Origin of the sequence: Pseudomonas sp. NPDC087614 (genome assembly GCF_044743485.1) — a bacterium.
Classification (GTDB): Bacteria; Pseudomonadota; Gammaproteobacteria; order Pseudomonadales; family Pseudomonadaceae; genus Aquipseudomonas; species Aquipseudomonas baetica_A.
Genome location: NZ_JBIUWN010000102.1, coordinates 1 through 16,295 on the forward strand (window position 1 = coordinate 1; position 16,295 = coordinate 16,295).

Consider the following 16,295-nt stretch of genomic DNA (forward strand, 5'->3'; position numbering starts at 1 on the left):
AAACACCTGGGGCTGCTCCCCCCCCCCCACGCAACTTCTGAAAGTAGGTGCGCCACTCTTCTGGCACAGCGTTAGGGTCGTGCAGGTAGAGCTCATAAAGCTCTTCCACATAGGCAGCGTTTCCACCTGAAAGGTAGGCGCTGTTCCACATGCGCTGCATCACGCTTTCTTGCATGCTTGGTCACCCTCGGTTAGGGGAACACCATCGGCGCCAATACCGAGCAAACTTGCAGAAGTCCGAATGCAGCGACCAAAACAAGCCACTTAGGATCACGCTGATAGTCCGGGTACCAGCCCGGATGCCCCTGCTTGTCTCATTTCTTCAAAATAAGAGCCGCAGCTTATGGCTGCTGCTCTGGTTATAGCCATGACGCGGGTTGAAGCCCGCGCCACAGCCTCTACGGTGCAGCGGTTACAGCAGCTGAATCACACGCCGCTCGAAAGCAGCATGTTACGGATGTGACCGATGGCCTTAGTCGGGTTCAGGCCTTTGGGACATACGTTGACGCAGTTCATGATGCCCCGGCAGCGGAATACGCTGAACGGGTCATCGAGCGAAGCCAGACGTTCGCTGGTCTTGGTGTCACGGCTGTCTGCCAGGAAGCGGTAGGCTTGCAGCAGAGCAGCAGGACCCAGGAACTTGTCCGGATTCCACCAGAAGGACGGGCAAGAGGTCGAGCAGCAAGCACACAGGATGCACTCGTACAGACCGTCGAGCTTTTCACGCTCTTCTGGCGACTGCAGACGCTCGATGGCCGGAGCCGGCGTGTCGTTCTGCAGGTAAGGCTTCACCTTCTCGTATTGCTTGTAGAAGATGCTCATATCGACGACCAAGTCACGGATAACCGGCAAACCTGGCAACGGACGAACAATCAACTTGTTACCTTTCACAACGGCAGACAGCGGCGTGATGCACGCCAGACCGTTTTTGCCGTTGATGTTCATGCCATCGGAGCCACAGACACCTTCACGGCAGGAGCGACGATAGGAGAAGCCCTCGTCCTGCTCTTTGATCAGGGCCAGCACGTCCAGCACCATCAGGTCTTTACCACCGGTATCGACCAGTAATTCCTGCATGAACGCCGCAGCGACCTGATCAGGGTTGTAGCGATAAACACTGACTTGCAACATGGCGGCCACCCTTAATAAGTCCGGACTTTAGGTTCGAAAGTCGGAACAGTCTTCGGCGAGAAGTTAACAGCACGCTTGGTGACGCGCTTGTCACCCGGGAAGTACAGGGTGTGGCACAGCCAGTTTTCGTCGTCACGATCTTCGAAGTCTTCACGGGCGTGCGCGCCGCGTGACTCTTTACGAACTTCGGCAGCGATGGCAGTCGCCTCAGCCACTTCCAGCAGGTTTTGCAGTTCCAGCGCTTCGATACGCGCAGTGTTGAACGCCTGCGACTTATCGTTGATCTTCACGTTAGCGATACGCTTACGCAGGTCGGCCAGTTGCGCGATGCCTTTCTGCATGTATTCGCCAGTACGGAACACACCGAAGTAGTTCTGCATGCAGCTTTGCAGCTCGCGACGCAGGGTTGCCACGTCTTCGCCATCAGTACGGTTGTTCAGTGAATTCAGGCGCGACAGGGCCGCTTCGATATCGGCTTCGGTAGCGTCGTCGTATTCGATGCCATCGGTCAGTGCCTTCTCGAGGTGCAGGCCGGCAGCGCGACCGAATACCACCAGATCGAGCAACGAGTTGCCGCCCAGACGGTTGGCACCATGAACCGATACGCAAGCCACTTCACCGACCGCGAACAGACCAGGAATGACCTGATCCACGCCTTCGTCGTTCTGGGTGATCGCCTGGCCATGAATGTTGGTGGGAACGCCGCCCATCATATAGTGGCAAGTTGGTACAACCGGAACGGGAGCAACAACCGGATCAACGTGCGCAAAAGTCTTCGACAACTCGCAAATGCCTGGCAGACGGCTGTGCAGCACTTCCTCGCCCAAGTGGTCGAGTTTGAGCATTACGTGGTCGCCATTCGGACCGCAACCGTTGCCGGCGATGATTTCTTTAACCATCGAGCGAGCAACCACGTCACGACCGGCAAGGTCTTTGGCGTTCGGAGCATAACGCTCCATGAAACGCTCGCCGTGCTTGTTGATCAGGTAACCACCTTCACCACGGCAACCTTCTGTAACCAGTACACCGGCACCGGCGATACCGGTCGGGTGGAACTGCCACATTTCGATATCTTGCACAGGTACACCAGCACGCAGAGCCATGCCGACGCCGTCACCGGTGTTGATCAGGGCGTTGGTGGTGGAAGCGTAGATACGGCCTGCACCGCCGGTCGCCAACACGGTGGCTTTGGCGCGAATATAGGAGGTTTCGCCAGTTTCGATGCAGATTGCGATCACACCGACGAAATCGCCTTCCTGGTTTTTCACCAGATCGACAGCGTAGTACTCGTTCAGGAACGTGGTACCGGCTTTCAGGTTGCCCTGATAAAGGGTGTGCAGCAGCGCGTGGCCAGTACGGTCGGAGGCTGCGCAAGTCCGTGCAGCCTGACCGCCCTTGCCGTAGTCCTTGGACTGACCGCCGAACGGACGCTGATAGATACGGCCTTGTTCGGTACGCGAGAACGGCAGACCCATGTGGTCCAGTTCGAAAACCGCGGCCGGGCCTTCCTGACACATGTATTCGATAGCGTCCTGGTCACCGATGTAGTCGGAGCCCTTGACGGTATCGTACATGTGCCAGCGCCAGTCATCGTTCGGGTCGGCGGACGCGATCGCGCAGGTGATGCCGCCTTGGGCGGATACAGTGTGCGAACGGGTCGGGAACACCTTGGTGATCACGGCAGTCTTGTGACCACCTTGCGCCAGTTGCAGCGCTGCGCGCATGCCGGCACCGCCACCACCAATAATGATGGCGTCGAAAGAAATCGTTGGAATGTTAGCCATGAATCAGATACCCCAGAGAATCTGCTCACCCCAGACGAAGTAGGCGAACATTGCAACGCCGCATACTGCCTGGAAAAGGAAACGTACTGCAGTCGCGGACTTGCCCAGCGCCATCGGCGTCAGGTAGTCGGTCGCGATGGTCCACATGCCGACCCAGGCGTGAGCGCCCAGAGCCACCAGTGCCAGCAGACTGAAGATACGCATCCCGTTGTGGCTGAACAGGCCGTGCCATTGGTCAAAGCCAATGCCCGGATTCACTGCGAGATAGCCGATCAGGAAAATGAAATAAGCCGCGAGAACAACCGCAGACACACGTTGCGCCATCCAGTCATAGAGGCCCGAACGCGAAAGGTTCGTAACGCTGGTTACCATATCCAAACTCCTGCCAGAACGATCAACACCACGGAAACCGCGATGATAATTTTCGAGCCCAGGCGGCCGCCTTCCAGCGTCTCACCGATGCCCATATCCATAATCAAGTGGCGCACACCGGCTACCAGGTGATACAGAAGAGCGGAGAGCAGACCCCATGCTACGAACTTGGCCAGCGGACTGGTCAAGCATGCCTTCACCTCGGCGAAACCTTCCTCGGAACCCAGGGATTTGCCCAATGCATAAAGCATGAAGCCCAGGCCCAGGAAGAGAATGATGCCGGAAACACGGTGAAGAAACGACGTAACGCCGGTGATGGGGAGTTTGATGGTCCTTAGGTCTAGGTTTACAGGTCGTTGGCTTTTCACGGCTTTTTTTCACACTGAAGAGCCCCTAACAATCAGGGCAAAGTTGTTGGGGAGTGCACTGGTCAGGTAACCACCACCCAGGGATGCGACCCCCAATAAAGCAGGCCCAAAAGCCCTTGGCGGTCGGTGGCCGAGTATAGACAGTTAGGCTACTAATGACAACGCAATCACCTACCCCCAATAGCTGATTGCACAAGTTGCATAAAAGGCGTAAATGGCAGTCAATTTCGAGGAAAAAGTGCACTTAAAGCCTTCTGGAGCAAGACTTTAGGCAAATTGACATTCAAATTTATCTCACTATAGTGGTGCGGGCCCTGCGTGGGGGGTCTGTCTGATGGTTCAAGCATAAATAGGAGGCCACATGGCTGACAAAAAAGCGCAGTTGATCATCGAGGGCGCAGCCCCCGTCGAGCTGCCCATTTTAACCGGCACCGTTGGTCCCGATGTTATTGATGTTCGGGGCCTTACGGCCACGGGCCGCTTCACTTTCGACCCGGGTTTCATGTCGACCGCTTCGTGCGAATCGAAGATTACCTATATCGACGGCGACAACGGCATTCTGTTGCACCGCGGCTACCCGATCGAACAGCTGGCTGCAAAGTCGGACTACCTCGAAACCTGCTATCTGCTGCTCAACGGCGAACTGCCGACGACAGAACAGAAAGCCCAGTTCGTCAGCACCGTGAAAAACCACACCATGGTTCACGAGCAGCTGAAAACCTTCTTCAACGGCTTCCGTCGCGACGCCCACCCGATGGCCGTCATGTGCGGTGTAGTCGGCGCCCTCTCGGCCTTCTACCACGACTCCCTGGACATCAATAACCCGCAGCATCGCGAAATTTCCGCGATCCGTCTGGTTGCCAAGATGCCGACCCTGGCAGCGATGGTTTACAAGTACTCCATGGGCCAACCCATGATGTACCCGCGCAACGACCTGACGTACGCGGAAAACTTCCTGCACATGATGTTCAACACCCCGTGCGAGATCAAACCGATCAGCCCGGTACTCGCCAACGCCATGGACAAGATCTTCATCCTCCATGCCGACCACGAGCAGAACGCATCGACGTCCACCGTACGCCTGGCAGGCTCTTCGGGTGCCAACCCGTTCGCCTGTATCGCCGCCGGTATCGCCGCACTGTGGGGCCCTGCTCACGGCGGTGCGAACGAAGCCGTTCTGACCATGCTTGACGAGATTGGCGATGTTTCCAACATCGACAAATTCATCGCCAAGGCCAAGGACAAGAACGATCCGTTCAAACTGATGGGCTTCGGTCACCGGGTTTACAAAAACCGCGACCCACGCGCAACAGTCATGAAGCAGACCTGCGACGAAGTGCTGAAAGAACTGGGCATCACCAACGATCCGCAACTCGAACTGGCCATGCGCCTGGAAGAGATCGCCCTGACCGATCCATACTTCATCGAACGCTCTCTGTACCCGAACGTCGACTTCTACTCGGGGATCATCCTCAAGGCGATCGGCATTCCGACCAGCATGTTCACCGTGATCTTCGCTTTGGCGCGGACTGTCGGCTGGATCTCCCACTGGAAAGAAATGCTCTCCAGCCCGTACAAGATCGGCCGTCCGCGCCAGCTGTACACCGGCTACGAGTCGCGTGACATCACCAAGCTGGAAGACCGCAAATAAGACTTGTCTTGCGATAACGTCTTGAAGTTGCACCGGGAACGGCCTCTTATATAGAGGCCGTTTTTGTCTGTCTGGGGTTTTTGGGGGGGGGCATATCCGTTACCGCAGCAACGGATATAAACACACCATCAACAGACAACACGCCCACAAAAAATGCCCCGATCTCTCAACCGGGGCATTCAGCACAACCTATACAACCATCAAGCGATCAGTGCGAAACCGCCCCACTCGCCCCCAACCCCGTCTGCGAACGCACAAACTGCGGGAAGAACAGCGCCCGCTCGTTATCCGCCGCCGCCGACTTGTCGGTGATCGAGAAGAACCAGATCCCGACAAAAGCAATGACCATCGAGAACAGCGCCGGGTACTCGTACGGGAAGATCGCCTTCTCGTGATGCAGGATTTGCACCCAGATGGTCGGGCCAAGCACCATCAGGCCTACCGCACTCAACAGCCCCAGCCAGCCGCCGATCATCGCGCCGCGAGTGGTCAGTTTCTTCCAGTACATCGAAAGCAGCAGGACCGGGAAGTTACAGCTCGCCGCGATGGAGAACGCCAGGCCAACCATGAACGCGATGTTCTGGCTTTCGAACAGGATGCCCAGGCCGATGGCCAGAACACCCAGTGCGATGGTGGTGATCTTCGAAACGCGGATCTCGTCCTTATCGTTAGCCTTGCCCTTCTTGATCACGCTGGCATACAGGTCATGCGACACCGCCGAAGCACCGGCCAGGGTCAGACCCGCCACAACCGCCAGAATGGTCGCAAACGCCACGGCCGAGATGAAGCCAAGGAAAACACTGCCACCCACCGCGTTAGCCAGGTGCACCGCCGCCATGTTGTTGCCGCCGAGCAAAGCGCCCGCCGCATCTTTGAACGCAGGGTTGGTGCTGACCAGCAGAATCGCGCCGAAGCCGATGATGAAGGTCAGGATGTAGAAGTAACCAATGAAACCGGTCGCATACAGCACGCTCTTACGCGCTTCCTTAGCGTCACTCACGGTGAAGAAACGCATCAGGATATGCGGCAGGCCTGCGGTACCGAACATCAGCGCCAAAGCGAGAGAAAACGCCGAGACCGGATCTTTCACCAGGCCGCCAGGGCTCATGATCGCTTCACCTTTGGGGTGAACCTTGATTGCCTCGGAGAACAGCATGTTGAAGTCGAAGTTGACGTGCTTCATGACCATCAACGCCATGAAAGTAGCACCGGACAGCAACAGCACAGCCTTGATGATCTGCACCCAAGTGGTCGCCAGCATGCCGCCGAACAGCACATACATGCACATCAGGATACCGACCAGAATCACCGCAACGTAGTAATCGAGACCGAACAGCAACTGGATCAGCTTGCCGGCACCGACCATTTGCGCGATCAGGTAGAACGCCACCACCACCAGCGAACCGCAGGCAGACAGGGTGCGGATCTGGGTTTGCCCGAGGCGATAGGACGCCACATCGGCAAAGGTGTACTTACCCAGGTTACGCAGACGCTCGGCGATCAGGAACAGAATGATCGGCCAGCCCACCAGGAAGCCGATCGAGTAGATCAACCCATCGTAGCCGGAGGCAAACACCAGCGCGGAAATCCCCAGGAAAGACGCGGCCGACATGTAGTCACCGGCAATCGCGAGACCGTTCTGGAAACCGGTGATCTTGCCACCCGCCGCGTAGTAGTCGGCCGCCGAATTGTTGCGCTTGGACGCCCAGTAGGTGATGCACAGGGTCGCGCCGACGAACACCACGAACATGGCGATCGCGGAAACGTTGAGCGGTTGTTTGTGGACTTCGCCGGTCAAGGCTTCTGCGGCCCAGACTGCCGGAGCGAACGCTGCGATGCTCAAAAGAGCCAGTAGACGCCGGATCATTGCTGAGCCTCCTTGAGAATCGCATTGTTCAGGTCGTCAAACTCGCCATTGGCGCGGCGCACGTAGATAGCGGTCAGGACGAAAGCCGAGACAATCAGCCCGACACCGATCGGGATGCCCCAGGTGATCGAAGATTCAGGACTGAGCTTCGCCCCGAGCACTTGTGGCGCATAGGCGATCAGAAGAATGAATCCCGAGTAGAGCCCGAGCATGATCGCCGAGAGTATCCAGGCGAACTTTTCCCTTTTCTGCACCAGCTCCTTGAAGCGCGGGCTGTTTTGAATCGAGAGGTAAATGCTGTCGTTCATTGTTTTTATCCTCGCAGCACAGATTATTGTTGGAACAATACTCACTGTATGCGGCTGCGAGCCAGGTTCCAGACGACCTTAGTAGTAGAACGCCATGACGTACTTGCCAATTTCAGGTACACACAAAACAACTGTGGGAGCGGGCTTGCTCGCGAAAGCGTCGTGTCAATCAACACATCAGTCGACTGACAGACCGTTTTCGCAAGCAAGCCCGCTCCCACAGGGTTAGACGGTGAAGTGTTTATTTAGTCCATTCAGCTACGCGATCCGGGTGCTTGGCGACCCAATCTTTCGCCGCAGCTTCAGGTTTGGCACCATCCTGAATCGCCAGCATGACCTCGCCGATTTCGTCTTTCGACGCCCACTGGAAGTTCTTCAGGAACTTGACCACTTCCGGTGCCTTGGCATCCAGCTCTTTGCTGCCGATGCTGTTCACGGTTTCAGCTGCGCCATAAACGCCTTTCGGGTCGTCGAGGAAGCGCAGTTTCCACTTGGCGAACATCCAGTGCGGGACCCAACCGGTGACGGCGATGGATTCTTTTTTCTTCTCGGCACGGGTCAGCTCGGCGATCATGCCGGCGCCGGAACTGGCCTTGAGACTGTATTTGTCCAGACCGTAATCCTTGATGGCCTGATCGGTCTTGAGCATCACGCCTGAACCGGCGTCGATGCCGACGATGCGATTTCTGAAGCTGTCATCGGTTTTCAGATCTTCGATCGACTTGGCCTTCACATACTCCGGCACGATCAGGCCGATTTTCGCATCCTTGAAGTTCGGGCCGTAATCGACGACCAGATCCTTGTTTTTTGCCCAGTATTCGCCGTGGGTGACCGGCAGCCAGGCCGAGAGCATGGCGTCGAGTTTGCCGGTGGCAACGCCCTGCCACATGATCCCGGTGGCGACGGCTTGCAGTTTTACGTCGTAGCCGAGCTTCTGCTTGATCACTTCGGCGGCCACATGAGTGGTCGCGACGCTGTCGGACCAGCCGTCAACGTATCCGATGTTCAGGGTCTGTTTTTCAGCACTGGCAAATGTGGAACTCATCGCAAGCACCAGAGCGGCACCTGCGCCTAAAAGTCGTCGCATCTTCATCGTTACTTCCCCGAAATGCTGAGCCCGACGGATGCCGGGCATCGTCAACGTATTGTTATGGTGCACAGCGCCCCCATCACGCCTGACCGCAAACTCGTTCGAACATCAGCGGAGCACTGACGCTTTTGATCATCAACCCCACGCCTTCGACGACCTGCTCTGTCAGCGACCTCAAGGCAACGAGAAACGACATCAGAAGGCCATTAACCTTCTCTATATATAGATGACACCAGACAATCCGCCCGAACTTTGCATGTCAAAACCAAGGGCGCCCCTAACCCTATATAAATGCAGGTAACATGCGTCGCTTTGCAGCCACACGGCCTGACCATGTTCGCGACTTCGCGCTTTGCTTTTCTCCCCTATCTTTTCGCCTGCCTGCTGGGGCTGTTTGCACTGTGCGGCTTCTGGTACGGACTCGGTAAACCGGTGATCCTGCCGGATGCCGCCACCGCGACGCACAAACTGCAATGCGCGTCCTACACCCCGTTCGACAAAGACCAGTCGCCGTTCGACGTGCCGCTGAAACTGCGCCCGGAGCGCATGGACGCCGACCTTGCGCTGCTGGCGACGCGGTTTCAATGCCTGCGCACCTATTCCATGGCAGGGCTCGAGGCACTCCCCGACCTGGCGCGCAAACATGGCCTGAAATTGATGATCGGCGCCTGGGTCAACAGCAATCCGGTGGACACCGAGAAGGAAGTCGACCTGCTGATTGCTTGCGCCAACGCCAACCCGGACGTGGTCAGCGCGGTGATCGTCGGCAACGAAGCGTTGCTGCGTAAAGAAGTGACCGGCGGGCAACTGGTGAAGCTGATCAACAAGGTCAAAGGCCAGATCAAACAACCGGTGACTTACGCTGATGTCTGGGAGTTCTGGCAAAGGCATCCAGACATCGCCCCTGCCGTGGACTTCATAACGATCCACTTGCTGCCGTACTGGGAAGACCATCCATGGAACGTCGACGTGGCCTTGTCGCAAGTAGCCGCGATACGTCGCAGTTTCGGCAGCATGTTTGCACCAAAAGAAATAATGATCGGCGAAACGGGTTGGCCAAGCGAAGGCCGTCAACGCAAGACTGCCGTGCCGAGCCGGGAAAACGAAGCCAAATATATCCGCGGGTTTGTCGCGATGGCCGAGAAGGAAGGCTGGCATTACAACCTGATCGAAGCGTTTGACCAGCCATGGAAGCGCGGCAGCGAAGGTGCGGTGGGCGGGTATTGGGGGCTGTTCGATGCCGATCGTCAGGACAAGGGCATGCTCGCCGGGCCGGTGACGAATGTACCGTACTGGAAGGAATGGCTGGCCGTTGGCGGTTTGATTTTCCTCGGTACGCTGATCCTTGGCGGCCGCGTTCGCAATACTCGCTCAGCACTGGTATTGCCACTGCTGGGCGCCCTCGCCGGGTGCTCAATCGGTGCCTGGGGCGATATGGCCCGGGTCACCACGCGATTTGCCAGCGAATGGCTGTGGGTCGGACTGTTGACAGCGCTGAATCTGAAAGTACTGGCGCATGCCGCGCTGACATTGAGCGCGCGTACCGGCTGGCGTGAACGTGCTTTCAATCTGCTGGAGCGTCGCGCCGGCTGGCTGGTGGCCACAGCAGGTTTTGCAGCCGCGGTGATGATGCTGGAGATGGTGTTCGATGCGCGTTACCGCAGCTTTGCGAGCATGGCATTCATCCTGCCCGCGCTGGTGTACCTGTGCCGCCCGGTCAGCGTGCCGCGTCGGGAGATTGCTTTGCTGGCCCTTATCATCGGGGCCGGTATCGCACCGCAGTTGTTCGAGGAGGGGTTGCAGAACCAGCAGGCCTTGGGCTGGGCACTGGTCAGCGGCTTGATGGTGGCGGCATTGTGGCGATGCTTGCGGGTTCGCACTCGCTGATCTTCAGCGTCTGCGCCGGCCCCTTGGCGAGCAAGCCCGCCCCCACATTTGGACCTGACTGCACACAAATCCCTGTGGGAACGGGCTTGCCCGCGATGACTGATTGTCAGACGCCGCGAGATTGCCGGACCAGGCGCAACCCGGCAATCACCAGCGCAAACACCGCCAACGTGGTGTTGTACAGCGCCAGCGCCGGCAGCCCGAACACCAGCGCCAGCACCGCCAGCCACCACCCGGCCCTGCCCGGCAACACGAATCCGATCAATGCCGCACCCAACGCCGCCCAGCCCAACACCTTGAAGTGAGTCATCAGCCCCAGGCTGGAACGCATCTGGCACTCCCAGCGACTGGCCTCATCTACGCAGATGCCCACCCATTTGCCATCCTCCATGAAGCCGTATCGCGCGCCATAACTGGCGGCGAGCCATAACGGCAGCAGAACGAGCAACAGCATCACGGGCACGCGGCGGGACATGAATGACTCCAATCAACAAAAATCGGCGGCCAGCTTAATCTGCCGCCCGGCATACGCAAGCGCTAACAACAGTTAACTATTCATCCGCGCGATGCAAAGTGTATCGTCCGGCTACTATTACTCCGAATTCTGCCTGTTTGGTGCCGCGCCATGGCACTTTGGCACAACCCCGGTGGTCATAGCCTGCGAACCTCATTCGGCACCTTCCTCTAAGGGATCCAGTCATGCTCCGTTCCTTGCGCTTCGCCGCGCTGTTCAGCGGCCTTATCTTGAGTGCGTCCGCACTGGCGGCGGATATCGACGCCGCCAGTTATGGCTACCCCCTGACCAACCCGTTCGAGGCGACCATCGCCACGACTCCGCCGGACCTGCGCCCGGAACTGCCACTGGACGACGACATCAATCAGTCCGACCGCAGCGTCACCTTGCGCCCGGAGCGGGCATTCATCCTGCCGGACAATTTCTGGGCGGTAAAAAAACTCACTTACCGCATCGCCACCCAGGACAAACCAGCACCGCTGATCTTCCTGATTGCCGGCACTGGTGCGCGTTATGACAGCACGCTCAACGAATACCTGAAAAAACTCTATTACAAGGCCGGCTATCACGTCGTGCAGTTGTCCTCACCGACCAGCTTCGACTTCATCAGCGCCGCGTCGCGCTTCGCCACACCGGGCGTGACCAAGGAAGACGCCGAGGACATGTACCGTGTGATGCAGGCTGTGCGGGCGCAAAATCCGAAACTGCCGGTCACTGACTACTACCTCACCGGCTACAGCCTCGGTGCGCTTGATGCGGCGTTCGTCGCGCATCTGGACGAAACCCGCCGCAGCTTCAATTTCAAAAAAGTCCTGCTGCTCAATCCGCCGGTCAACCTTTACACCTCGATCACCAACCTCGACAGGCTGGTACAGACCGAAGTCAAAGGCATCAACAACAGCACAACGTTCTATGAGTTGGTGCTGGGCAAATTGACCCGTTACTTCCAGCAGAAAGGTTACATCGACCTCAACGACGCCCTGCTCTACGACTTCCAGCAATCCAAACAGCACCTGACCAACGAACAGATGGCGATGCTGATTGGCACCTCGTTCCGTTTCTCGGCCGCCGATATTGCCTTCACCTCGGACCTGATCAACCGTCGCGGCCTGATCACCCCGCCGAAATTCCCGATCACCGAAGGCACCAGCCTCACGCCGTTCCTCAAGCGTGCACTGCAATGTGACTTCGATTGCTACCTGACCGAACAGGTGATCCCGATGTGGCGCGCGCGCACCGATGGCGGCAGCCTGTTGCAATTGATCGATCAGGTCAGTCTGTATGCGCTCAAGGATTACCTGCACGACAGCCCGAAAATCGCCGTGATGCACAACGCCGACGACGTGATCCTCGGCCCGGGCGACCTGGGCTTCCTGCGCAAAACCTTTGGCGATCGCCTGACCGTTTATCCACTGGGCGGCCATTGCGGCAACATTAACTACCGCGTCAACAGCGACGCCATGCTGGAGTTCTTCCGTGGCTAAATATCTCCTGCTGATAGCAGCACTCCTCTGTGCAGGCATGGCCCAGGCCGATAACAGCAAAGCCAATGCACCGGTGGTGGTCGACAGTGACGGTTTCAAGGAGCCGCTGTCCAAACTCAAATTCAACCCGGGGCTGGACCAACGCGAATTCGAGCGTTCCACGCTCAACGCGCTGAACGTGTATGACCCGCTGGAAGAGTGGAACCGTCGCGTTTACCACTTCAACTACCGTTTCGATCAATGGGTATTTTTGCCGGTGGTCGACGGTTATCGCTACGTCACGCCGAGCTTCGTGCGCACCGGCGTGAGCAACTTTTTCAACAACCTGGGCGACGTACCCAACCTGATCAACAGCCTGTTGCAGTTCAAGGGCGAGCGCTCCATGAAAACGACTGCACGCCTGTTGTTCAACACCACCATCGGCGTCGCCGGTCTGTGGGACCCGGCGACCGCCATGGGCCTGCCACGCCAGAGCGAAGACTTCGGCCAGACACTGGGTTTCTATGGTGTGCCGGGAGGCGCCTATTTTGTGCTGCCGATCCTCGGCCCATCGAACCTGCGTGACACTGCAGGTCTGGCCGTGGACTACAGCGCCGAATCGGCGGTCAACTTCTTGAACGTGTCAGAAGTCAGCTCCAACCATCCGGAGATCTGGGCCCTGCGCGCAGTAGACAAGCGCTATCAGACCAGTTTCCGCTACGGTCAACTGAACTCGCCGTTCGAGTACGAAAAGGTGCGTTACGTGTACACCGAGTCGCGCAAGTTGCAGATTGCCGAGTAACGTTTTTACGGGAGCCACATCCGGCAAATGTGGGAACAAGCTTACTCGCGAAAAGGGAGTGTCAGTCACCTGTCCATTGACTCAGACGCCGCCTTCGCGAGCAAGCCCGCTCCCACAGGGTAACGTGCTCAGCCTTTAAAGGCTTTCCAGAGCTTGTTGACGAACGAAGCTTTAGCCACCTTTCCCGCTCGGCATGTACGCCGCAGACTTGCTGGGCATTGAGCGCCAGGTCATCACCGAGCACACGGGGCATTCTTGAGCGCTGCGCGAGGCCGGTGCTACCATGCGCCACCGCCAGAACAGGCAAGGAACCACCGGGTTTATGAGCACAATCCGCGAGCGCAACAAAGAACTGATCCTGCGTGCCGCCAGCGAGGAGTTTGCCGACAAAGGCTTCGCAGCGACCAAAACCAGCGACATCGCCGCCAAGGCGGGATTGCCCAAGCCCAACGTCTACTACTACTTCAAATCCAAGGAAAACCTCTACCGCGAGGTACTGGAAAGCATCATCGTGCCGATCCTGCAGGCGTCGACGCCGTTCAACGCGGACGGCGTACCGAGCGAAGTACTGAGCGGCTACATCCGCTCCAAGATCCGCATCTCCCGCGACCTGCCCTTCGCGTCCAAAGTATTTGCCAGCGAAATCATGCACGGCGCCCCGCATTTGAGCGCCGACCTGGTCGAGCAACTCAACGGCCAGGCCAAGCACAACATCAACTGCATCCAGACCTGGATCGAGCGCGGCCAGATCGCGCCGATCGACCCCAACCATCTGATGTTCAGTATCTGGGCTGCCACCCAGACCTACGCCGACTTCGACTGGCAGATTTCTGCGGTCACCGGCAAGGACAAGCTGGACGAAGCGGATTATGAGGCGGCGGCGCAGACGATTATTCGGTTGGTGCTCAAAGGGTGTGAACCGGACTGAGACACCGCGATGACGCGATCGCGAGCAGGCTCACTCCTATAAGGGCTCGGAGGCATTCAGAGATTTTGTGCCTGACCACGATCCTGTAGGAGTGAGCCTGCTCGCGATAGCGGTTAATCAGACGCTAAAGATCAAGAAACCACCCCCGCATCCGCCCGCAAGTCCAGCACCTCCACCGCTTTGATCGCCACCTGCTCATCAATATCCGACAGATCGCCGCTGATCCCGATCGCGCCGAGCACGTTCCCCGCCTGATCCCGAATCAACACACCACCCGGTGCCGGTACCACGCTGCCCTGGCCCATGCTGTTCAGTGCGGCAATGAAGGCCGGCCGTTGTTGCGCGTCCAGCGCCAGCAGGCGCGAGCCTTTACCTAGCGCGATGGCGCCCCAGGCTTTGCCGATGGCGATTTGCGGGCGAAGCAGGCTGGCGCCGTCTTCGCGTTGCAGGGCGACCAGATGACCGCCAGCATCAAGTACCGCGATGGTCAGCGGCGCGGCATTGATGCCTCGCCCTGCGCTGATGGCTTCACTGACCAGGTTGACTGCGACTTTCAAGGTTAAAGCGCTCATGGTGCCGTCCTCATTTTGTTATAGGGAAAGTCATGGGGCTGCGGTTTTGTGCCGCAGGCCAATACGACAAATAGAACACAATGAGTTGTTCTTTTGTATACAATAATTATCGAAAATCGCTACATGCGACGAAAAACCACAGCAGAATCGGCTTCCGACGAATGAAACGAACGCTTGATAAAATGGATTGACCTGCGCCGTCCGCCGTGAATACACTCTGCGCAAAGCCACTTGTATACAATTACAAAACGTAAAGAGGCACAAAACCATGAGCAAAATGAGAGCAATCGAAGCCGCCGTTCTGGTGATGCGCCGTGAAGGGGTTGATACCGCTTTTGGCATCCCGGGCGCTGCAATCAACCCGCTGTACTCCGCCTTGCAGAAAGTCGGTGGCATCGATCACGTCCTCGCTCGCCACGTTGAAGGCGCCTCGCACATGGCCGAGGGTTACACCCGCACCAAGTCCGGCAACATCGGCGTGTGCATCGGCACCTCCGGCCCGGCCGGTACCGACATGGTCACCGGGCTCTACAGCGCCTCGGCCGACTCGATTCCCATCCTCTGCATTACCGGCCAGGCACCCCGCGCCCGTATGCACAAGGAAGACTTCCAGGCGGTCGACATCACCAGCATCGTCAAGCCCGTCACCAAGTGGGCGACCACGGTTCTGGAACCGGGCCAGGTGCCTTACGCGTTCCAGAAAGCTTTCTTTGAGATGCGCTCCGGCCGTCCAGGCCCGGTGCTGATCGACCTGCCGTTCGACGTGCAGATGGCTGAAATCGAATTCGACATCGACGCCTACCAGCCGCTGCCGCTGGCCAAGCCGACCGCAACCCGCGTGCAGGTGGAAAAGGCTCTGGCCCTGCTCGATCAGGCCGAGCGTCCATTGCTGGTCGCCGGTGGCGGCATCATCAACGCCGACGCCAGCGATCTGCTGGTGGAGTTCGCCGAGCTGACCGGTATTCCGGTGATCCCGACCCTGATGGGTTGGGGCACCATCCCGGACGATCACCCGCTGATGGTCGGCATGGTCGGCCTGCAGACTTCGCACCGTTACGGCAACGCGACGATGCTCAAATCCGACGTGGTACTGGGCATCGGTAACCGCTGGGCCAACCGCCACACCGGTTCGGTTGATGTCTACACCGAAGGCCGCAAGTTCATTCACGTCGACATCGAAGGCACGCAGATCGGTCGTGTGTTCACACCGGACCTGGGCATCGTGTCCGACGCCGCTGCCGCATTGACCGTGTTCATCGAAGTGGCGCGTGAATGGCAAGCCGCCGGCAAGCTGAAAAACCGCAGTGCCTGGCTGCAGGATTGCCAGCAGCGCAAAGCCAGCCTGCATCGCAAAACCCACTTCGACAACGTGCCGGTCAAGCCACAGCGCGTTTACGAAGAAATGAACCAGGTGTTCGGCAAGGACACCTGCTACGTCAGCACCATTGGTCTGTCGCAAATTGCCGGCGCGCAGTTCCTGCACGTCTACAAGCCGCGTCACTGGATCAACTGCGGCCAGGCAGGCCCGTTGGGCTGGACCATTCCGGCAGCGCTGGGC

General features: G+C 58.1%; 16 protein-coding genes. 6 read left to right on the top strand and 10 right to left on the bottom strand.

Annotated features, from left to right (window positions below; genetic code table 11):
• The 5 genes from ACIOWA_RS25225 to sdhC form a co-directional block, all read right to left on the bottom strand.
• Positions 1–175, bottom strand: a 175-nt coding sequence (locus ACIOWA_RS25225) for a hypothetical protein (protein ID WP_401162510.1), incomplete at its 3' end; no start/stop codon positions are given.
• A 251-nt stretch (positions 176–426) separates the two neighbouring features.
• On the bottom strand, positions 427–1,131 hold the full coding sequence (locus ACIOWA_RS25230) for a succinate dehydrogenase iron-sulfur subunit (RefSeq protein WP_401162500.1): 705 nt from the start codon (positions 1,129–1,131) through the stop codon (positions 427–429).
• A gap of 11 nt (positions 1,132–1,142) precedes the next feature.
• On the bottom strand, positions 1,143–2,915 hold the full coding sequence (gene sdhA / locus ACIOWA_RS25235) for a succinate dehydrogenase flavoprotein subunit (protein WP_339433634.1): 1,773 nt from the start codon (positions 2,913–2,915) through the stop codon (positions 1,143–1,145).
• Between the two features lie 3 nt (positions 2,916–2,918).
• Complete coding sequence (gene sdhD, locus ACIOWA_RS25240; RefSeq protein ID WP_401162502.1) at positions 2,919–3,287, bottom strand: succinate dehydrogenase, hydrophobic membrane anchor protein; 369 nt, start codon at positions 3,285–3,287, stop codon at positions 2,919–2,921.
• Positions 3,281–3,655 carry a succinate dehydrogenase, cytochrome b556 subunit gene (gene sdhC, locus ACIOWA_RS25245; protein WP_015096190.1) on the bottom strand — a complete coding sequence of 125 codons (375 nt, stop codon included), beginning with the start codon at positions 3,653–3,655 and terminating at the stop codon, positions 3,281–3,283. The genes sdhD and sdhC overlap by 7 nt, the downstream gene beginning before the upstream one ends.
• A gap of 361 nt (positions 3,656–4,016) precedes the next feature.
• On the opposite strand from sdhC, the gene gltA reads away from it, so the two are divergent.
• Positions 4,017–5,306: a citrate synthase gene (gene gltA, locus ACIOWA_RS25250; protein WP_221732168.1), complete on the top strand. Its 1,290-nt coding sequence runs from the start codon at positions 4,017–4,019 to the stop codon at positions 5,304–5,306.
• A gap of 208 nt (positions 5,307–5,514) precedes the next feature.
• Here gltA and ACIOWA_RS25255 read toward each other — a convergent pair whose 3' ends face one another.
• From ACIOWA_RS25255 to ACIOWA_RS25265, 3 genes are all read right to left on the bottom strand, one after another.
• A complete protein-coding gene (locus ACIOWA_RS25255) occupies positions 5,515–7,173 on the bottom strand; it encodes a cation acetate symporter (protein WP_339433633.1) in 1,659 nt (552 codons plus the stop codon).
• A complete protein-coding gene (locus tag ACIOWA_RS25260; protein ID WP_339494948.1) occupies positions 7,170–7,481 on the bottom strand; it encodes a DUF485 domain-containing protein in 312 nt (103 codons plus the stop codon). Before ACIOWA_RS25260 ends, ACIOWA_RS25255 begins: the two co-directional genes overlap by 4 nt.
• A 241-nt stretch (positions 7,482–7,722) precedes the next feature.
• A complete protein-coding gene (locus ACIOWA_RS25265; RefSeq protein ID WP_339465221.1) occupies positions 7,723–8,574 on the bottom strand; it encodes a glycine betaine ABC transporter substrate-binding protein in 852 nt (283 codons plus the stop codon).
• A gap of 288 nt (positions 8,575–8,862) precedes the next feature.
• On the opposite strand from ACIOWA_RS25265, the gene ACIOWA_RS25270 reads away from it, so the two are divergent.
• A complete protein-coding gene (locus ACIOWA_RS25270) occupies positions 8,863–10,458 on the top strand; it encodes a glycosyl hydrolase family 17 protein (protein WP_339494947.1) in 1,596 nt (531 codons plus the stop codon).
• Between the two features lie 106 nt (positions 10,459–10,564).
• Here ACIOWA_RS25270 and ACIOWA_RS25275 read toward each other — a convergent pair whose 3' ends face one another.
• Entirely contained in the window at positions 10,565–10,933 is a 369-nt protein-coding gene (locus ACIOWA_RS25275) for a hypothetical protein (RefSeq protein WP_339433629.1), read from the bottom strand.
• Between the two features lie 224 nt (positions 10,934–11,157).
• Here ACIOWA_RS25275 and ACIOWA_RS25280 point away from each other — a divergent pair, with 224 nt between their 5' ends.
• The 3 genes from ACIOWA_RS25280 (at position 11,158) to ACIOWA_RS25290 (ending at position 14,165) form a co-directional block, all read left to right on the top strand.
• Positions 11,158–12,456 carry a serine/threonine protein kinase gene (locus ACIOWA_RS25280; RefSeq protein WP_339433628.1) on the top strand — a complete coding sequence of 433 codons (1,299 nt, stop codon included), beginning with the start codon at positions 11,158–11,160 and terminating at the stop codon, positions 12,454–12,456.
• Positions 12,457–12,493: 37 nt separating this feature from the next.
• Positions 12,494–13,237, top strand: a complete 744-nt coding sequence (locus tag ACIOWA_RS25285) for a VacJ family lipoprotein (protein WP_401162512.1) — start codon at positions 12,494–12,496, stop codon at positions 13,235–13,237.
• Positions 13,238–13,559: 322 nt separating this feature from the next.
• On the top strand, positions 13,560–14,165 hold the full coding sequence (locus tag ACIOWA_RS25290; protein ID WP_401162506.1) for a TetR/AcrR family transcriptional regulator: 606 nt from the start codon (positions 13,560–13,562) through the stop codon (positions 14,163–14,165).
• 131 nt (positions 14,166–14,296) lie between these two features.
• Here the strand turns inward: ACIOWA_RS25290 and ACIOWA_RS25295 are convergent, their stop codons facing one another.
• The gene (locus tag ACIOWA_RS25295) at positions 14,297–14,737 is read right to left on the bottom strand and encodes a heme-binding protein (protein ID WP_339433626.1); all 441 of its coding nucleotides are present in this window, start codon (positions 14,735–14,737) and stop codon (positions 14,297–14,299) included.
• A 268-nt stretch (positions 14,738–15,005) separates the two neighbouring features.
• Between ACIOWA_RS25295 and gcl the strand changes: the two genes are divergently transcribed.
• Positions 15,006–16,295, top strand: a 1,290-nt coding sequence (gcl, locus tag ACIOWA_RS25300; protein WP_401162508.1) for a glyoxylate carboligase, incomplete at its 3' end; no start/stop codon positions are given.